Genomic DNA, 18498 nt, shown 5'->3' with positions numbered 1-18498 from the left:
TACCTAAGTCTCTGACAAGAGAATGATATAAGAAAGAACGGACAGATGATTACCTCTATTGTTTTTGACGTTGACGATACTATTTACGACCAACAGGCACCTTATCGTATTGCCATGGAAAAATGTTTCCCTGACTTTGATATGAGTCACATGAATCAAGCCTACATTCGTTTCCGCCACTATTCTGATGTTGGTTTTCCACGTGTAATGGCAGGTGAGTGGACAACCGAGTATTTCCGTTTTTGGCGCTGTAAAGAGACCCTTTTGGAGTTTGGCTATCGTGAAATTGATGAAGAAACGGGTAACCATTTCCAAGAGGTTTACGAGCATGAATTGGAGAATATCACCATGCTTGATGAAATGCGCATGACCCTTGATTTCCTTAAAGAAAAAAATGTTCCTATGGGGATTATTACCAATGGACCAACAGAGCATCAACTTAAAAAGGTTAAGAAGTTGGGACTTTATGATTACGTTGATCCTAAGCGTGTCATCGTCAGTCAGGCGACAGGTTTCCAAAAGCCTGAGAAGGAAATCTTCAACCTCGCAGCTGAGCAATTTGACATGAATCCATCGACGACGCTCTATGTTGGAGATTCTTATGACAATGATGTCATGGGGGCCTTCAATGGTGGTTGGCATTCTATGTGGTTTAACCACCGTGGACGTAGCCTTAAACCAGGTACTAAGCCAGTCTTTGACTTGGAAATTGATAGTTTTGAGCAACTCTTTGGAGCGGTGAAAGTTCTTTTCGACCTTCCAAATAACAAATATATCTTTGATATCAATGATAATGAAAATCCAGTCCTTCAACTAGGTATCAATAATGGTCTTATGATGGCGGCTGAACGTCTTCTTGAGAGCAATATGAGTATTGATAAAGTGGTTATCCTTCTTCGTTTGAATGCTAATCAGGAAAAAATCCTTCGTATGAAATATGGAAGATGATAGAGCGGCCTCGTATGGCCGTTTTATTGTCTAGAACGTGAGATAAGGAGTTTGAAAATGTCAGAAATTAACAACTTGAAAGATGATATTGAAGCACTAAGTGCTGAACGTGATGCATTGAGAAAAGAGGTAGAAGCACTCGAAGCTAAACGTGACGATCTCTTTAAAGGTGTTAGAGATGCAGAGCAGATGAAGTGCCTTGCCTGGGATTCCTATAATGCATTAGCAGACCACCTTAATACTGAAGAAAAGCAACGAGAGTTTGCTAACAACTATTGGGAACATGTTCATAGAACTGTCAAAATAGATATGGAATTTGTTTTGAGTCGTGGTCTTCGTTTTAAGCGTTTATTGTCTGAAGGACAGTATGATCTTGTCTTACAGGAACTAGACGTTTTCGAAAAGGAATTAGATGATTTGGCTCGAGGATTTGGTGTTGAATTAGACCGTTTGCCAGAGGAACCGAGTTGGAAATAATGGCGGTGAAGCTCTTGAAGTAGTGGGCTTTAAGAGCTTTTTGAGTGCAAAAAAGCGACCCTTGACCAGGATCGCTTGTCTTATGAAGTTAGTCGATGATTTTAGCTAATCTTGTTTTGTTCATCCATATAAGATGTATCATTCCAACATTTGAGAGTGAAGTGCTCGAAATCATTGGTTTCGAGAATAGTGACAGAAGCATTGTCAAGACCTCCTGCCTTACGAAGAAGACCAGGTTCAAAACCAAGGAGGGTACGGATAGAAGCTGTTAGGTTAGCTCCGTGACCAACAATGAGGACATTTTTAGCATCACTATCTTTAAGTGTTTTGACAAATTCGGCCACACGTTTGGTTGTCTGGTAAACAGATTCAGCTTGGAAGTCATTAGCACGGAAGTTGGCTAGGTTATGACGGAAGGCATCCATTTCTTTTGGATAGATGGCCTGAACGAGTGAAATTTTTTGTCCTTCCAGTTTGCCAAGCTGCCATTCACGCAAAGCTTTAGTGTAGGTAACTTTAGCTTTAGGTTTTTGAGACTCCATGATGAGCTCTGTAGTTTTTTTAGCACGTGGTAGGTCACTTGAGAAGACCAAGTCAAAATGAGTGTCACTAAGATAGTGACCTAGCTCACGTACTTGTTCAACAGATTCTTTAAGCAAAGGCGAGTCTCCCTTGGCGCCTTGAAGTCGGCCTTCCAAGTTCCACTCAGTTTTACCGTGACGTACAAAATACAGTTTCATGATTACTCCTTAATATCAGCAAATTCAGCATTAACAAAATCAGCAAGTTCTTGACTATTGATACGGATAGAGCGCCCAATTTCTCCCGCTGAGACAATAAGGAAACCAGCTTCTTGGGCAGACTGATCGATGTAAATAGGGAAATTGTGTTTTTGGCGAATTCCCACTGGGTTGTTGGCTCCGTGAACATAGCCAGTCGTTTTTTGGAGATCCTTTTGTGGAATCATTTGAACTTTCTTGTTCCCTGAAATTTTAGCTAATTTCTTTTCAGACAGGTGCTCGGTGATAGGGACGATGCCGATGACTGGTCCTGTCTTATCTCCCTTAAGGGCGAGGGTTTTATAAATGCTCTCACGTGCCACATCTTCTGGAAGCTCTCCTTCTAAACCATTGAAGGATAAGCTATCATGGTCAATTTTAGCTTTATCAAGAATTTGGTCAACCAAGGTTTTCTTGACTTTGCCTTTCTTAGCCATTGTCATATCTCCTTTTAAAGTTATACATTTCTACCATCCATTATAACACATTCGTCCGAACACGCCTAAACCAATTTGACAAGAAGAAAACCAGTGCCTTAGACACTGGTTTTTACTGACTACTAGATGAACTTGTCGAAGTAGTCTTCTTATTTTTAGTTGGTTTTTGCTTAATCTTACCAAAGAGTTTTTCAAAGGTTTTACGTTTGTTTTTCTCTGGATTGATTTGGTTAAGATCTAGGATGTTGTCGAAACCTGGAAGGCTTCCTTGAGACGTATACTGGTGAAGGTCATAGTCGATTTCAGTGTTTGGTAAAGCCTCGTAATAACCAGAATCGGTACCGTAGGCTGGAATCCAAACAGCATCAAAGTTTTTAGTTGAAACTTCTTGCTCAAGCATGAAATAAGCACCAATATAGAGACCAACGTTTTCAGCTCCTAGACGTTTGAGCTCAGCGAGAAAGGCTTGGACACCTTGCTCCATGTTAGACATGGTTTCTTCTTCAACGTCAATCCAATAATAGGTAGGTTTATATGGAGAAGCATTTTTGTAGAAAATACGAGCTTCTTCCTTCATCTCTTTAACAGAAGTACCTTGAGCGTAGGAATAGACGGCAACTGGAACGTCACGTTTTTTGAGTTCTTTGATATGTGTTTTAAAAGATTTGTCGACCCCATTCGAACTAGCGGCATTGCTATCCTTACTAATCTGTGATCCACCGAAGACGCGGATAATAGCACCAGAAATATGATTTGACAAGACATCGTAATCGATATCCTGAGGTAGTTGCCACCCCGAAAGGTCGATAATGGGATTGAGTATCAGCTCCTCGTCGGAACTGCTAGATGTACTACTGGTTGTTGTTTTTGGTGTAGTAGCATAAGGAAGAGCAGATTTCACGTTTTGGAGATGCGCCTGCTGTTTGGACGTATTGTGAATATTTGCAATAACTAATGCTAATCCTAAAAGAGCTAGAACCACGTAAACAACGATCGGTTTTATTCTTTTTCTCATTACTCCCATTTTACCTTAAATAGTGCAAAAATGCAAAATAGAGTGTTTATAAATTCTGTGAGAGATATTAAAGTGACTGATTTCCAAAAAGCCTTTGTAGTGCTGACTTAGGCACATTTTATGAATAAGGGTGTTTTGAGCTAGTCTTGAATTAAGTGAATTTTTCATTTATTAAAGCAAGAAATTTAGCTTAAAAGTCAGTTTCCTCCTTGAAACTAGCGCCACTAGTGGCATCAGACCAGGCGACAAGAGCTTGAGCAGAGTTATCCAGATAGGTCTTGAGAGGTTGCTTCAAATCATAAATGGTTTCCCAAAATCCTAGTACCTTTCCTTCGTTGTCGATAGCAGCTTGGTAGGTCTGGATAAGGACTTGATTAAAACTGTCAGTTGGAATCTGAAAACTTCTTTCTTTGGTAGGAGAGGCTAGAACTTCAGACATGATCCAATCAGGCAGATTTTCATCTTCACGGGGAAAGAAACTACCGTCAGCGCCACCGTTGTCGTAGAGAAAGTTTCCTTGAGCATCATAGGCTGCTAATTTATAGGGTAGGTGATTCAGTAGTGTTTTTAAATCATTCATACCTTCATCATAGCTTCTTTCAAGAGAAATGGCAATGCATTGGATTGAGAAGAATACTATCGTAGGATAGTATCAGTTTGTCTGAGGATAGTAGTATCTCTTATAGCAGTATCAGGGTATAATAAAGTAAAAGAAGACTCGAGGTGAAAACATGTCAAAACTTATTTTTTTAGATGTTGATGGGACCTTGGTGGATTATCATAACCGTATTCCAGAATCAGCAGTAAAGGCTATTCGTCAGGCCCGTAAAAATGGCCATCTGGTCTATGTTTGTACTGGTCGTAGCAAGGCAGAAATGCAACCAGAATTATGGGAAATTGGCTTGGATGGGATGATTGGTGGTAATGGCTCTTATGTAGAGCATCATGGCCAAGTCCTCATGCATCAGCTGATTTCTAAGGAAGATGCGGCTAAGATTGTGGATTGGTTGACCCAACGTCATCTAGCTTTTTATCTTGAGAGTAATAACGGTCTATTTGCCAGTCCTGATTTCCGGGAGCGGGCACGTGAGACACTTAAGACTTATGCCATTCAAAAGGGGCAGTCAGAAGAGTCTGTCGCTGGTAAGGAACCAGAAGATTTTCTTCATGGCCTTCAGTATGGTAGAGAACTCTACCGTGATGACCTAAACAAGGTCAGTTTCGTTTTAGAATCCTATCAGGACCATTTAGATTCAAAAGAAGCTTTTCCACAGCTTGAAGCCCATACTTGGGGAGGTCGAGGTGAAACAGCCTTGTTTGGTGATCTAGGTGTTAAGGATATTAACAAGGCCCATGCCATCGATGTCCTTTTGGAACATTTGGGGGCTGAGCGTTCGGAGACCATTGCTTTTGGCGATGCCAAGATTGATATCCCTATGTTGGAATACTGTGAGGTTGGGGTTGCCATGGGAAATGGTGGGCCAGAAATCTTGGCTATGGCAGACTTTGTAACAGACGATGTTGAAGCTGATGGCCTCTACAAGGCTTTTGAGAAATTGGGTTTATTGCAATAGAAAAAACTGAGTTCCTTTTGGGGCTCAGTTTGTATTTTATGATGGTTTACGACCGATAAATTTTTTCAAGAGGTACAAGAGATAGCCGACAGCGATATACCCGGCACTGATGACTAGGACATTTACCAAGACCTTGTTCCAACCAAATTTATTGACATTGATAAAGAAGTAGGCGAAGGGGCTATCTTTGGCACCTGGGATTGGGAGTTTTAGAACCAAGCCATTTAGAAGGGCAAAGGCAAAGTAAGACAGAGGGACCACTGACCAGTAAATTGGTTCACGGAGACGGTAGGCTTTCTTAGCATCGAAAATGAGGGTATCAAGCACCAATCCCCAAGGGACAATATAGTGAACCAAGAAATTGCGGAGGGTCCAGAATTTCTCAGGTTCTGTAATAGGAGCCAAGAGGATGTGATAGATGACTCCAGTGATGAGGATGGCCATGGTTACACCACCCTTGTAACGCAAGAGTTTTGTGTTAGTCGTCGCATCCCCTTTTTTAAAGTCATAGATGATAAAGAAAATCAAACTAGAAAAGACGAGGATATTGGACAAAACAGTGTAATAGAGTAGCATGCCCCAACCATCATCATGGATTTGGATAGAGACTCCTACCAGTCCACAAAGAGCTAGTAAAATACGGTAAAATCGTGAAATAGTCATAAGATTCCTTTTCCTAATAAATAATCTCTCTTATCATATCACATTTTTCACTAACAATTTTTTGAAAATTCTAGTAAAATCAAAGTAAGAAAGACTTCAAGGAGATTACTATGTCTAATCTAATCGATTATCTTGAAAAGGTTAAGGATATGCCTTTTGACCAAGAGCCACTTAATATCTTGGATAAGGTTTGCATCAATGAAATTGGCTACCTGACTTATGAAAAATGCCTCACAGCAAGTGATTTACAGAAAACCATCAATTTACATGACTATGCCGAGGATAAAGAGCTAAATCCTGAGTATACCTTCATGGTGACTAAGGAACGGGTAGATTTGGCTGAAGCCATGGTCAGGTCGAAGCGTTTCGCTGGACTTAATCTAAGTGACTACTGTAGTGTCTTGGACAAGGAAGTCGAAAAGCAGTTTGCAGCCATGATTTTTAGCCTGCCTGAACTGGACTACCAACAGATTGTTTTTCGTGGGACAGATGATAGTGTTATTGGCTGGAAGGAGGATTTTCAGCTGACCTACAGTCGGGAAATTCCAGCCCATCGCTCAGCTATTGCCTTTCTGTCTGAGCACTTGCCAAAACTCAGTGGCCATATCGCTGTTTCTGGACATTCCAAGGGTGGTAATCTTGCCCTCTATGCGGCTGTTCAAGGCTCGACTGCTCTACGTGAGCAAATAGCAGAGCTTTTGCTCCTAGATTCCCCAGGTTTGATGAAGTCCCTCTTAGAGAAGCCTTCTTACCAAGAGTTAAAAGCCAGGATGACAGTTATTAGACCTCAAGATTCTGTTGTGGGGGTTATGCTCTATTGGGATAGGCCTGCCCAGCTAGTCGCAGCAGAAGGCATTGGATTTGCTCAACATAACGCCTTGACTTGGGAGGTTGATTTAGTGGCAAATGATTTTGTTTATGAGAACCAGCCAACAGAGTTGAGTCAACGTTTGGAAGAAACCTTCCAAGAGTGGATTGAGACCTTGCCCAATCAACAACTCAAGCAAGTCTGTGATTTGTTCTTTGATACCATTCTTGATTCTGGAATTGAGAGTCTAGACGATATTAGTATCAAAACTCTCCCTAAGCTAGGTCAACTGTTGCAAGAATTTGGCAATCTTACTGACCAACAAAAAAAGGTTCTTCAAGTCGGTTTCAACCAATTACTCTCGATATTTTGGAAGTCAGGGGACAAGAAATCTAGCCTGCCCAAGCTTGAACTTCCTGATTTTATCAAGAAGTTGGGTGAATTGACAAATAACGATTAGGGGCAGCTGGACTATAGGAGTGGAGGATATCATGCCTAAAAACGTACTTATTACAGGAGCAACATCAGGAATTGGCGAAGCAACGGCGCGTGCCTTTGCTAAAGAGGGAGAAAATCTTATCCTAACAGGTCGCCGTGTGGAGCGTCTTCAAGCCTTGAAAGAAGAGCTCCAAGCAACCTATCCCAATCAAAAAGTTTGGACTTTTGCACTGGATGTTACCGATATGGACATGGTCAAGGATGTTTGCCAAGCCATTCTCAAAAGTGTGGGGCAAGTCCATGTTTTAGTCAATAATGCAGGCCTGGCACTAGGCCTAACAGCTTATCAAGACTATGAAGAGTGGGATCTGCTGACCATGCTCGACACCAATGTCAAGGGCTTGATGATGGTGACACGTCAGATTTTGCCAAGCATGGTAGCTGCCAATGAGGGCCATATCATCAATATGGGCTCTACGGCGGGCATCTATGCCTATGCAGGTGCAGCTGTGTATTCAGCTACCAAGGCCGCAGTGAAAACTTTCAGCGATGGTTTGCGTATTGATACCATTGCCACAGATATCAAGGTGACAACCATTCAGCCCGGTATCGTTGAGACCGACTTTTCACAAGTTCGCTTTCACGGTGACAAGGACAAGGCAGCCAAGGTTTATCAAGGTTTGGAAGCCCTCCAAGCCCAAGATATTGCGGATGCTGTCCTCTACGTTACCAAGCAACCACGACGCGTCCAGGTTTCAGACATGACCATCATGGCTAACCAACAAGCCACAGGGTTTACGATTTATAGGGGGGAGTAAATAGATGATAAAAACATGGCACCAAGCTGTGTTTTTTTATTCGAACTTTCCCAAAACTATGAAAGAAATCTTGAAAATGCTATAATGTAAGGGATTACGACAGTTTTGAAAGGATAAGTCATGCCAGCAGTTACTCCAGAACTTGAGATAGAACGTCAATTAATCGACCAGCTAACCTCTGGTGAGAGCCAGTGGACCTATCGCCCAGATTTAAAAAATGAAGGTCAATTATGGGACAACTTTTTTGAGAAGTTAGCGCAAAATAATGTCGCCTTGCTGGCGGACCATCCCTTGACCGAGCAGGAAAAACGCCAGATCAAGAACCAGCTCAACTTTGTCAGCTACTATGAAGCAGCCAAGTGGCTAGCGGGTGAAAATGGGATTGCCAAAGTAGAAGTCCAGCGAGAAGATGCTAGTCTAGGGACTATCCGTTTAGCGGTCATCTGGCGGGACAATATCGCAGCTGGTAAGTCGAGCTATGAAGTGGTCAACCAAGTCGAACGAGACAAGGCCTATCCGCTAGACCAGGATCGACGGATGGATACGACCCTTCTGATCAATGGCCTGCCTCTCATCCATATCGAACTCAAGAGTCCCCGAGTGGCCTTTCTAGATGCCTTTCATCAGATCAAAAAGTACGACCGTGAAGGCAAGTTCCGGGGTATTTACTCCAGCTTGCAGATGTTTGTCGTGACCAATAAAGTCGACACTCGCTATATCGCTGCAGCCCGTGAAAGTAAGCTAAACAAACAATTTCTGACCAAGTGGGTGGACAAGGATAACCAGCCTATGATCGATCTCAATAACTTTGCTCATGAGGTCCTCTCCATCCCTCGTGCCCATCAGATGGTCATGCAGTACTCAGTCATCGACGATAGCAAGAAAGCCCTCATCCTCCTGCGCCCCTACCAGATACACGCAATCGAAGCAGTGCAGGAAGCCTCTCGCCGTCAAGAGTCGGGCTATATCTGGCATACGACCGGATCAGGCAAGACCCTGACCTCTTACAAGGTGGCTCGCAATCTCTTGCAGATTCCAGCCATTCAAAAGACCATATTTGTCGTCGACCGCAGAGACCTGGACCAGCAGACGACCTCGTCCTTTCTCTCTTATGCGGCCAATGATGTCATCGACATCGACGAGACGGACAATACGCATGAATTGGTCAAGCGTTTGGCTGGAAACGATAAGCGTGTGATTGTGACGACTATCCAGAAAATCACAACCATGATGCGCAAGTTTGGAGAAGGTAAATATCAAAAAGATTCGGAAAAAATCAAGGACCTCCGTGTAGCTTTTGTTGTGGATGAGTGCCACCGGGCTGTTACGCCACAGACGCAAAAAGAGATCAAGGCCTACTTCAAAAACTCACTCTGGTATGGTTTTACAGGGACTCCGATCTTTAAGGAAAACAAACGCAAACAAGTGGGAGACCTGGCTCAGACTACACACCAACAGTATGGCGACCGCCTACATGAATACACGGTCAAGGAAGCCATCCATGATGGAGCTGTCTTAGGCTTTAAGGTCGACTACCGCAATACCATCATCACAGATAAGGCTGAAAGTGAAATACCAGATACCGTCTACGAGAATGAGGAGCATATGCTGGAAGTTTTGGATGCCATTATCAATAAATCGCGCCAACAACTAGGCTTTCAAAAAGGTGTGGGTAATACCTACAATGCTATTCTAACCGTCAAGTCCATCCCTCAAGCCCAAGCCTACTATGACCTTCTCAAAAGAGTCAAGGCTGGTCAAACACGAGTCAAGGTATCTGAGAGAGTCAAGATGGTCCTTCCAGACTTTCCAAAATTTACCATTACCTACTCTGTCACAGAAAACGAGGAAGACTCAAGAGCCAACCAAGACCATATGAAGCAAGTCTTAGAAGACTATAAACAAGAGTTTGGTACTCACTTTACCATGGCGGATCTTCGTGGTTTTAACACTGATGTTAATAACCGCCTTGCCCGTAAGCAAGATAAATATCTCTATCGCAATGAGCAGTTGGACTTAGTTATCGTTGTCAATCGTCTCTTAACGGGATTTGATGCCCCTTGTTTGTCGACTCTCTTTATCGACAGAAAGCCCATGCAACCGCAGGACTTGATTCAGGCCTTTAGTCGAACCAATCGCATCTTTGACTCCAGTAAAACCTATGGTCATATCATCACTTTCCAAAAGCCCCTAGCTTTTAAGGAAGCAGTAGATAATGCCCTTAAACTCTACTCAAATGGTGGAGAAAATGATGTCCTAGCGCCAAGCTGGGAAGAGGAGAAACGCAACTTCTTAAAAGCCTGGGCAGAGTTTAAAGGCCAAGTCACAGACTTCGAAGAAGAAGGAGTCGCCCTCGAGCAGGCTCCAACGGCGCAGCTCCGTAAGGTCGCCAAAGCCTATCAAGCGTTTGATAAGTATCTAGCTTCTATCCGAGTATACAAGGAGTATGATGAAGTTGAGATTTACCAAGAGACTGGCTTAGATGATGAATTGCTCGAAGCCTATCTCGGTCTCTACAAAAACATCCTTGCTGAACTTAAAAGTCGTTCAGAAGATGGTAATGAGGATGGGGAGCCATTGGATATCCACTACGAACTGGAGTCTATTCAAGTCGATGAGATTAACTACGCCTATATCTTGACCTTGATCCAAAGCCTGATCGAGCAAGAGCAGAGTCAGAAAAAGAGTCTCAGCTCACAGGACATAGAAGCAGTGGATACCTATATCCAAAGTCTGGAGAAGACCAATCCAAACCTTGCACAGATCATCTCAGATCTTTGGCAAGAAGTACAGGCAAATCCAGACCGCTACAGAGGTCAATCCATCGCCAATATTCTGGACCAGATGATAGAATCCATCATCGATAGCCATATCGTAAGCTTTGCTAAAAACTGGTTTATCGGAGCCGACGAACTCCGCTACTATATCCAACACTACCGCAAAGGCGCCAAAAAACAAGCAGGCGAAAGCCAGCTGACCAAGAGCCAACGCTACAAAGACTACAAGGCAGAAGTAGCAGACGCCCTCAACCCACTCAGCTACAAAAAACAAATCAAAGAAGCCTATACCCAACTGATCGAAAAGGTGATTGAGCCGTTGAGAGTGGGGAGGTAGCCCTTCGAAGTCTCGTAAATATGAATCACCCAAAGTTTATATGTATTCTAAAGCTAGAAAGGTTAAAATCTAAAAATAGTAAAAGTCTCTATCTGACAGACAAGGTATTTGTCCAGTCAGATAGGGATTTTTTCTTTTTGAAATGTCAGATTTGTCCTGTGAACGTTACAAAAATTCTAAAAGTGTGTTGTTGAGCTGAAAAAAGAGTCAGTTGAGCCAACGATGCTTAAATTTTCATTTTTATTTGTTACTATTTATCTATAAACTTAAAGGGGAAATTATGGTGAAGAAAAGCAAAACAGTTGATTATGATTGGATTCATAGCTTTTTGGTGATCTGTCTAATTGGAATCGTAGCTATTTTAATACAGGCCTATAAAACAGAGGAAAGTTCTTTGGTTCCAAAGGATAGACAAAGAAGTATCGTAAAGACAAATCAGCCGCAACTTTATTTAGCAGAATTGTTCCATTATTGGTTTGAACAAATAGAAAATAATCATTAAAAATAGAAAGGTCACAACATGACAAAAACTTATAACATCCGTCCGCTAATCTATACTAACTTTACTAATCGAGAATTTGAAAGCTTGATGATTGATACAAGTCGAGTCCTAGAAGTCTTTACTAAGCCACATAAGGATGAGTCTATGTATGCTAAGCATCTAAGACCAAACTAGCAGACTTTCAGGAACAACTTGCTAGTGTAGAAAAGAAAGGGTCTACTTACCTAACAGAAGCAGATCGCAATCGTGATAGCACCCTAGTCGGTCTCTTTACTCTTCATAGAGGGTTTTCTAAGATTAAGGAGACCAAGCTCAAAAAAGCCCATGAGACTCTGAAACCAGTTTTTTCCAAGTACAAGGATATCACCAAGCACAGCAATGATGTGGAAACGGCAGAAATCAAGAGTCTGCTCAAAACCCTAAGCGACGAACCCTACCAGACAGCGGTTACCAGTCTAGGATTGACACCTATGCTGACGGCGGTGATCAGTGTGCAGGAAGAGTATGATAAGGTGGAAAGTCAGGCGCGTGCGCATAAGTCTGCCAAGAAAGTCGGCAAGACCAGACAAGTCCGTACCAAACTGACCAGCATCTATGACCTCCTTATGCGCTATACCGCAGCCAGCGCAGAAGCCTACCCTGAAAAAGAACACCTGACCAAACTCCTCAAAGACCTCAATACAATCCGAGATAGTAAACGACGATTGAGTAGTTCAGGTAAGAAGGCGAAGAAAGTAAAAGCAGAAGAAAATACACAAGTAGCAAGATAAAAACAACCCCTTAGGAACTGATTTCTAAAGGGGCGTTTTGTATATAAAAGCTTTATATCCAGAGTTAGAATTGATATAATGGTATTATTTTAACATATAGTAATTATTTTAACATATAGTAATTATTGGGAGAGATAAATTAATGGAAAGAGAATATAAATTTCGAGCACTTACTTCAAATAAAGATGTTGAAATAAAGCCAGTGACAGAAAGAGCACTTGAATTTGCGATTGGCATAAATTCGGAAGTAACCAACGTAGCTATTACTGGGAATTATGGAGCAGGTAAAAGTAGTGTTGTTGAGAGTTTTGAGAGGAAATGTACAGATAAAAAATTCATTCATATTTCTTTAGGGCAGTATGATGAAACAATAGGTAGTGAAAAAAATGGGCTCAATAATCGTCAAATCAATACCATAGAAGGAAAAATAATCAATCAATTACTTCATCAAATTAATCCTAATCAAATAAGGAAATCCATTTTTAAAACTCTTGATGCAGAATCGCAGATTAAACCTTTTAATATCTCTATCTATTTAGGTTTAGTATTATTATTACTCTTATACTTACTAAATTTTTCTTCGTGGAATGGCTTAGTCAATAACTTTTCTTGGTTATCTTGGACTACGAAACCTATTATTTCCCTTCTTGTACTAGTATTTTTATTTGTTTTAATTATATATGGAATTTATCTTTTACTGAAGCTACAAAAAGATTTGGGTTTCATTAAAAAGTTATCATTCAAGGCAGAAAAAATTGAAACTGATATTGAAATCTTTTCAAATGATAGTTCCAAAGTCTCTTACTTTGATCGTTACTTAGATGATGTACTTTATTTGTTTAGGCAGTCTAAAGCAGATGTTATAGTATTTGAAGATATTGAACGTTTTAATGATTCTAGAATTTTTGAAAAATTGAAGGAATTAAATATAGTTATCAATAGAAAAAGAAAGATATGTGGCGACTCCAAGCTGGTGTTTTTCTATCTTGTAAAGGATGATTTGTTTGAATCACAAGATAGAACGAAGTTTTTTGATTTTATTATTCCTATAGTCCCTGTTGTAACAGCCTCAAATTCCAATGAAATACTGAAAGAATTGCTAACAGAAATGCGGGAATACGATAGTCTAGATAAAACTTTTTTATTTAATATTTCTTTGTATCTAGATGATATGAGATTAATTAATAATATTTGTAATGAGTATCTGACTTATAAAGACACATTAAATACTTTAAAGCTAGATTATGAGAAACTGTTTTCAATGGTAGTCTATAAAAATATTTTCCCTAAAGATTTTTCACTTTTGCAAAGAAATCAAGGATATTTATACGAATTGTTGAACTCAAAAGAAATAGCATTAAAAAATCGTAAGGAGGAATTAAATAGTAAGATAAAAGAATTGGAGAAAAAGATAGAGAAGGCAGATGAAGAACAATTAAACGACGAGCTTGAATTATATGGAACTATTTTGAAAGTACCATATGGGAGAAAAGTAATTAAAGTAAATAGAAAATTTGAATCAGATTTTTCAACGCGTTCAGATTATATAAAAGAGTTACTTGCAGCTGACAGTAAAATATGCTCCTTTAATAGTTATTATAATGCAGATTATAATCAATTTGAAAGTATTGAGGATATTGACTCTATATTCCCAGATATAAATACTCCAGAATTTCAAGAACGTTTAGAGAATATTAGGAATAAGAAGCTAATAGAAAAATTGGAAAAAGAAATTAAGAAAAAGAACGATGAGCTTGAGAAACTAGATAGTTATAGATTATCAGATGTTTACCAATATGCTACAGATATTGATGATTTTAAAAGTGATTTTACTGAAGAAATAAGAAAGAATCCTCAATTCTCAATAATTTCTTTCCTAATTAGAAATGGTTATATTGATGAGAGCTATCAAGATTACTTGACTCATTTCTATGAGAATACGATAACGGTAGTTGAAAAGGAATACTTGAGGAATGTTATTTCTGGGCGACATAACAATTATGACATTTTTATTAAAAATTTTGATGAAATCTTTAATTATTTAGAAGTAAAAAATTTCAAAAGTAGTAATGTATTGAATTATGATTTATATAGATATCTATTATATTCAGAGAGTCATAAAGAGGAGTTGAACGAAGTCCTTCATCAAGAAAACATTTTAGATTTTTTAATGGAATTTTATGATGAACTTCCTAGATTGGACTGGAATAAAGAATCGAATTCTAAGGAAATGGTAACTAAGTTATTTTTCGAAAATTTCTTACAGTATAATTCATTTCTATTTGCTGATTTTATAAAAAATGATACTAATGAATATGGTCATATTTATAAAAGTCGATTGATATTATCGTTAATGAATTTAGTTGATTTAAGTAATTATACTAAAGATGTTAGAGAACAGTTGGCTAGACACATAGAGACTAATCAAGAAGTGTTATTACATACTAATGACTACAATTTTGACCAGTTTAGTACAAACCTTTCGTACTTAAATATTAAAATTAAGAAATTTACTTTTCCGAGTCAAGAATATGAGGAAAATGTGCTGAATTATATTTATAAGAATAGCTTATACGATATTTGCAAATTTAATGTACTATTTTTCATGAAACGGTATTCTGATATGGGCACAGAGTTATCAGATGTAAAACATAAAAATTATGAAATCATGACTAGTCAAAATGGATTAAAACCCTTAATGTATTATTGTCAATCTTCTGATGAAGAATTTCTAAAGTATATTCTAATGTATATTACTCTATCAGAGGGTACTATGCGAGATAAACCTGAGTATATTGAACAATTGTTAAATAATAATGTTGTATTTAATCATCAATTACCTCAGGAAAAGGTAGGAAACGGAGAGTTTGATGATCAAAATAATGATGAAAATAATAAAATGGTTACTTTAGCAGAAAAGATCATTGCTAGTATTCCAGATTTTTATATCATTTATACACGAAATGAATTCAATGATCTATATAATGAAAATCGAGAACTATTAGTACAAAATCTCGTTCATAATAAAAAAGCAGTGATAAACACGGATGTTGTTTTAGACTATTTTGTTCAATATGGCAAAGAGATTGATTTCCTAGTAGATTTTATTAACCATAATGAAAATTTTGAGCTTGATAAAGAGATATATGTAAAACTAGATAAGGAATTACAAGAAGAATTTGAAGATTTTGTTTTACAACAATCAAATATAAATAAAAACGTCAGAATAAGATTATTAAATGAAATCGGCTATCATTATTTTAAAAAAATGGATGAGATTGATATCGATGATGAACCTATGAGGTTTTTTATAGGATATGAGTTGATAGAATTTAATGAAGAAAATCTTGAATTTATACGTCAGAACTATCCAGAACATTTAGCTTATTTTATCAGGATGAATAAATTTAATTATTTAAAGACTGCAAAAGATATTCGTGATGAAGAAACAATGAAAGAATGGGTAGAAGATCCAGACCTTGATGAAATATATAAAGTAGAAATATTAGAATTTCTTTTAGATAATCATTTTAATCAGGATGATTTTGAATATTTATTAACCAAAGATACATATGAGAATGTAGAAAATGAAATTCAAAGTAAAATTCAGAATCTTGTCAAAAAATATATAAAACAATTTATAGAACTTGATGAAAAAGGAGTTAGCTATTTATTGTATGAATCTATACTGAATGCGAATGATGTTTCAATTGAACATAAGCAAAAACTTTTAAAAAAATTGATTTCTGATTCGGACAGTCAAATAGAAGTAGATAAGCTTACTTTTTTAGGTAATTATTTAGATTTACTAGAACTACCAGATATTATGCAAATTTTGAAGGAACAAATCGATGATGATATCTATAATGAATGGGAAGTTGCATTTGAAAAATTAAATCAAAATGAAGGTAATGGTGGAAAAGGTAATCAGGATGTGAAGGTATCAGTTTCTGAATTTAATATGGCACTTCTAGATTACTTAAAGAAAAGGGAGTTAATTTCTGATAAGTCCAGACGTGTATATTCTGTATTACACCTATATGGATTTAGAAATAAACAGATTGAATTCAAAGATAGCTTGGGAGAAAATAATGAATAAAAATAGGATTCCTCCAATAAAATTTAAGATTTTTTTGAATCATTGGTCATATACAGAATTAAAAGCAGTAAAAGACGTTCGAGATGGGACTCACTCATCTCCAAAATATATTGAAAATGGCTATCCTTTAGTAACGTCAAAGAATTTAACAGATTCTGGGTTAAGTTTAAATGATGTATCGTTGATTTCTGAGTCAGATTATAATGAAATTAATAAACGTTCCAAAGTGGAAACCGGTGATATTTTGCTTGGGCTTATTGGTACAATTGGAAAGCCGGTTTTAGTTGACTCAGACGGATTTGCTATAAAAAATGTAGGATTGATAAAAAATGGTGGACAAATACAAAATCAATTTTTATTGCAATATTTAAAAACGAACATATTCAATAAATATATTCAAATTGAAATGGCTGGGAACACTCAAAAATTTTTGGGACTAGAAACTCTACGTAATACCAAAGTTCCAGTTCCTAGTCCAGACGAACAATCCGCCATCGGTTCCCTCTTCCGTACCCTCAACGACCTTCTGGTTAGCTACAAGGACAATCTCGCCAACTACCAATCTCTCAAGGCGACCATGCTCTTCAAGATGTTTCCCAAAGCTGGACAGACGGTACCTGAGATTCGTTTAGATGGATTTGAAGGTGAGTGGATAGAGGTACAATTACATGATATCTGTCAAAAAGTAATAGAAAAAAACAAACATAATAATTTTAATGAAACTTTTACAAATTCAGCAGAATTTGGAATTATTAATCAAAGAGATTTTTTTGATAAAGATATTTCTAATGAAAAAAGTTTAAATACATATTACGTTGTAAGAAATAATGATTTTGTTTATAATCCAAGGATTTCAAACTATGCTCCTGTAGGACCAGTTAAACGAAATAAACTAGGGAGAACTGGTGTTATGTCACCGTTATACTTTGTCTTTAGAGTTGTAAACTCAAATATTGATTTAGATTTCTTAGAAACGTTTTTTGATACCAATACTTGGCACAAATTTATGAGGTTAAATGGTGATTCAGGTGCTCGTGCAGATAGATTTGCTATAAAGGATTCTATTTTTCTCAAAATGCCTATTGTATTTCCATCTATCACTGAACAACAAGCCATCGGTGCCTATTTCTCAAACCTCGATAACCTTATCAACTCTTACCAAGAAAAAATTTCTCAGCTAGAAACACTGAAAAAGAAACTCTTACAAGATATGTTTATCTAACCTTCAAAAAATAACCTTATCAGCATCCATAAGCACAGCCTCTTTCGAATAATATAAGTGAGCCCTCTTGATTCTTTCAAAGGGTGCTCCTTAGTATTTAATAACTTAAAAGGATTTACTTTTAATAACTTTAAAGTTATAATATATTCGAAAAGAGGTTGCTTTGTGCACGATATTTATTTTTATAAGGACAAACAGGGGAATCAACCGGTCTTGGACTACATGAGGGAGCTAGCTCGTCACGATAGCAAGGACAGTCGGATAAAGCTTAACAAGCTCAACGACTATATTGAACTTTTGAGCCAGCATGGAACCCGTGTTGGCCAACCCTACATCAAGCATCTGGATGCGGAGATCTGGGAGTTGAGACCCTTGCGGGATCGGATTTTATTCGTGGCTTGGCTGGATGGGAGCTTTGTCTTACTGCATCATTTTGTCAAAAAGACGCAGAAGACACCTAGACGAGAGATCGAGAAAGCCAAGCGGGAGTTGCAAGATTTGAAAGAAAGAGGGCTAAGAGATGAAGAATAGTGCCATTGGCAGCAATTGGAAAGATGTGAGAGCAGAGCTCTTCACCAAGGAAGAAATCCTGGAAAGTGATCTGCGGGTCGCGATTATGACAGAGCTGATCGAAGCTCGGCATGAAAAGGGCATTAGCCAAAAGAAACTAGAAGAACTTAGTGGGGTCAGCCAACCGGTCATCGCTCGGATGGAGACAGGAAAGACCAGCCCTCAATTGGACACGGTCTTGAAAGTCTTAGCCAGTCTGGGCAAGACCCTCGCTGTCGTCCCACTGGAACAAGAAAAGGTCTAAAAGAAATCAGAAAGAACTAT

At 38.5% G+C, this 18498-nt stretch carries 16 protein-coding genes and 1 pseudogene; 12 read left to right on the top strand and 5 right to left on the bottom strand.

What is annotated here, in order from left to right; genetic code table 11:
• Positions 1-45 precede the first annotated feature (45 nt).
• Both AX663_RS04025 and AX663_RS04020 read left to right on the top strand, forming a co-directional pair.
• On the top strand, positions 46-948 hold the full coding sequence (locus AX663_RS04025; protein WP_002890593.1) for an HAD family hydrolase: 903 nt from the start codon (positions 46-48) through the stop codon (positions 946-948).
• 57 nt (positions 949-1005) lie between these two features.
• Positions 1006-1425: a hypothetical protein gene (locus AX663_RS04020; protein WP_060972767.1), complete on the top strand. Its 420-nt coding sequence runs from the start codon at positions 1006-1008 to the stop codon at positions 1423-1425.
• Positions 1426-1526: 101 nt separating this feature from the next.
• Here AX663_RS04020 and AX663_RS04015 read toward each other — a convergent pair whose 3' ends face one another.
• From AX663_RS04015 to AX663_RS04000, 4 genes are all read right to left on the bottom strand, one after another.
• Entirely contained in the window at positions 1527-2165 is a 639-nt protein-coding gene (locus AX663_RS04015; protein WP_014634220.1) for a histidine phosphatase family protein, read from the bottom strand.
• Positions 2166-2167: 2 nt separating this feature from the next.
• Positions 2168-2641, bottom strand: a complete 474-nt coding sequence (locus AX663_RS04010) for an aminoacyl-tRNA deacylase (protein WP_014634221.1) — start codon at positions 2639-2641, stop codon at positions 2168-2170.
• Between the two features lie 112 nt (positions 2642-2753).
• Positions 2754-3656: a glycoside hydrolase family 25 protein gene (locus AX663_RS04005; protein ID WP_037597645.1), complete on the bottom strand. Its 903-nt coding sequence runs from the start codon at positions 3654-3656 to the stop codon at positions 2754-2756.
• Between the two features lie 190 nt (positions 3657-3846).
• The gene (locus AX663_RS04000) at positions 3847-4236 is read right to left on the bottom strand and encodes a hypothetical protein (protein ID WP_060972766.1); all 390 of its coding nucleotides are present in this window, start codon (positions 4234-4236) and stop codon (positions 3847-3849) included.
• A 151-nt stretch (positions 4237-4387) separates the two neighbouring features.
• On the opposite strand from AX663_RS04000, the gene AX663_RS03995 reads away from it, so the two are divergent.
• Positions 4388-5230, top strand: coding sequence for a Cof-type HAD-IIB family hydrolase (locus tag AX663_RS03995; RefSeq protein WP_060972765.1), 843 nt, complete (start codon positions 4388-4390; stop codon positions 5228-5230).
• A gap of 36 nt (positions 5231-5266) precedes the next feature.
• On the opposite strand, the gene AX663_RS03990 is transcribed toward AX663_RS03995, so the two are convergent.
• Positions 5267-5893: a Pr6Pr family membrane protein gene (locus AX663_RS03990; RefSeq protein WP_060972764.1), complete on the bottom strand. Its 627-nt coding sequence runs from the start codon at positions 5891-5893 to the stop codon at positions 5267-5269.
• Positions 5894-6003: 110 nt separating this feature from the next.
• Between AX663_RS03990 and AX663_RS03985 the strand changes: the two genes are divergently transcribed.
• The 9 genes and pseudogenes from AX663_RS03985 (at position 6004) to AX663_RS03945 (ending at position 18478) form a co-directional block, all read left to right on the top strand.
• Positions 6004-7161, top strand: a complete 1158-nt coding sequence (locus tag AX663_RS03985) for an Mbeg1-like protein (protein ID WP_060972763.1) — start codon at positions 6004-6006, stop codon at positions 7159-7161.
• Positions 7162-7192: 31 nt separating this feature from the next.
• Positions 7193-7957, top strand: a complete 765-nt coding sequence (locus AX663_RS03980; RefSeq protein ID WP_060972762.1) for an SDR family NAD(P)-dependent oxidoreductase — start codon at positions 7193-7195, stop codon at positions 7955-7957.
• A 120-nt stretch (positions 7958-8077) separates the two neighbouring features.
• Positions 8078-11071, top strand: a complete 2994-nt coding sequence (locus tag AX663_RS03975; protein ID WP_060972761.1) for a type I restriction endonuclease subunit R — start codon at positions 8078-8080, stop codon at positions 11069-11071.
• Between the two features lie 280 nt (positions 11072-11351).
• On the top strand, positions 11352-11573 hold the full coding sequence (locus tag AX663_RS03970; protein WP_060972760.1) for a hypothetical protein: 222 nt from the start codon (positions 11352-11354) through the stop codon (positions 11571-11573).
• A gap of 18 nt (positions 11574-11591) precedes the next feature.
• A pseudogene (locus AX663_RS03965) lies at positions 11592-12343 on the top strand (DUF6261 family protein).
• Positions 12344-12485: 142 nt separating this feature from the next.
• Positions 12486-16442, top strand: a complete 3957-nt coding sequence (locus AX663_RS03960; RefSeq protein WP_060972759.1) for a YobI family P-loop NTPase — start codon at positions 12486-12488, stop codon at positions 16440-16442.
• On the top strand, positions 16435-17664 hold the full coding sequence (locus AX663_RS03955) for a restriction endonuclease subunit S (protein WP_060972758.1): 1230 nt from the start codon (positions 16435-16437) through the stop codon (positions 17662-17664). The genes AX663_RS03960 and AX663_RS03955 overlap by 8 nt, the downstream gene beginning before the upstream one ends.
• Before the next feature lie 165 nt (positions 17665-17829).
• Entirely contained in the window at positions 17830-18195 is a 366-nt protein-coding gene (locus tag AX663_RS03950; RefSeq protein WP_060972757.1) for a type II toxin-antitoxin system RelE/ParE family toxin, read from the top strand.
• On the top strand, positions 18185-18478 hold the full coding sequence (locus AX663_RS03945; protein ID WP_021144391.1) for a helix-turn-helix domain-containing protein: 294 nt from the start codon (positions 18185-18187) through the stop codon (positions 18476-18478). The genes AX663_RS03950 and AX663_RS03945 overlap by 11 nt, the downstream gene beginning before the upstream one ends.
• Positions 18479-18498: the final 20 nt, after the last annotated feature.

The sequence above is a fragment of the Streptococcus sp. CCH8-H5 genome (assembly GCF_001556505.1).
In the GTDB taxonomy this organism is placed as follows: Bacteria; Bacillota; Bacilli; order Lactobacillales; family Streptococcaceae; genus Streptococcus.
This window is presented reverse-complemented; position numbering and strand designations above follow the sequence as displayed.

Coding starts and splice junctions, on each gene's coding strand:
- AX663_RS03985 (WP_060972763.1), top strand. CDS start 6,004: ATGTCTAATCTAATCGATTATCTTGAAAAGGTTAAGGATATGCCTTTT.
- AX663_RS04000 (WP_060972766.1), bottom strand. CDS start 4,236: ATGAATGATTTAAAAACACTACTGAATCACCTACCCTATAAATTAGCA.
- AX663_RS03990 (WP_060972764.1), bottom strand. CDS start 5,893: ATGACTATTTCACGATTTTACCGTATTTTACTAGCTCTTTGTGGACTG.
- AX663_RS03970 (WP_060972760.1), top strand. CDS start 11,352: ATGGTGAAGAAAAGCAAAACAGTTGATTATGATTGGATTCATAGCTTT.
- AX663_RS04005 (WP_037597645.1), bottom strand. CDS start 3,656: ATGAGAAAAAGAATAAAACCGATCGTTGTTTACGTGGTTCTAGCTCTT.
- AX663_RS04020 (WP_060972767.1), top strand. CDS start 1,006: ATGTCAGAAATTAACAACTTGAAAGATGATATTGAAGCACTAAGTGCT.
- AX663_RS03995 (WP_060972765.1), top strand. CDS start 4,388: ATGTCAAAACTTATTTTTTTAGATGTTGATGGGACCTTGGTGGATTAT.
- AX663_RS04015 (WP_014634220.1), bottom strand. CDS start 2,165: ATGAAACTGTATTTTGTACGTCACGGTAAAACTGAGTGGAACTTGGAA.
- AX663_RS03945 (WP_021144391.1), top strand. CDS start 18,185: ATGAAGAATAGTGCCATTGGCAGCAATTGGAAAGATGTGAGAGCAGAG.
- AX663_RS03980 (WP_060972762.1), top strand. CDS start 7,193: ATGCCTAAAAACGTACTTATTACAGGAGCAACATCAGGAATTGGCGAA.
- AX663_RS04010 (WP_014634221.1), bottom strand. CDS start 2,641: ATGGCTAAGAAAGGCAAAGTCAAGAAAACCTTGGTTGACCAAATTCTT.
- AX663_RS03960 (WP_060972759.1), top strand. CDS start 12,486: ATGGAAAGAGAATATAAATTTCGAGCACTTACTTCAAATAAAGATGTT.
- AX663_RS03975 (WP_060972761.1), top strand. CDS start 8,078: ATGCCAGCAGTTACTCCAGAACTTGAGATAGAACGTCAATTAATCGAC.
- AX663_RS03955 (WP_060972758.1), top strand. CDS start 16,435: ATGAATAAAAATAGGATTCCTCCAATAAAATTTAAGATTTTTTTGAAT.
- AX663_RS04025 (WP_002890593.1), top strand. CDS start 46: ATGATTACCTCTATTGTTTTTGACGTTGACGATACTATTTACGACCAA.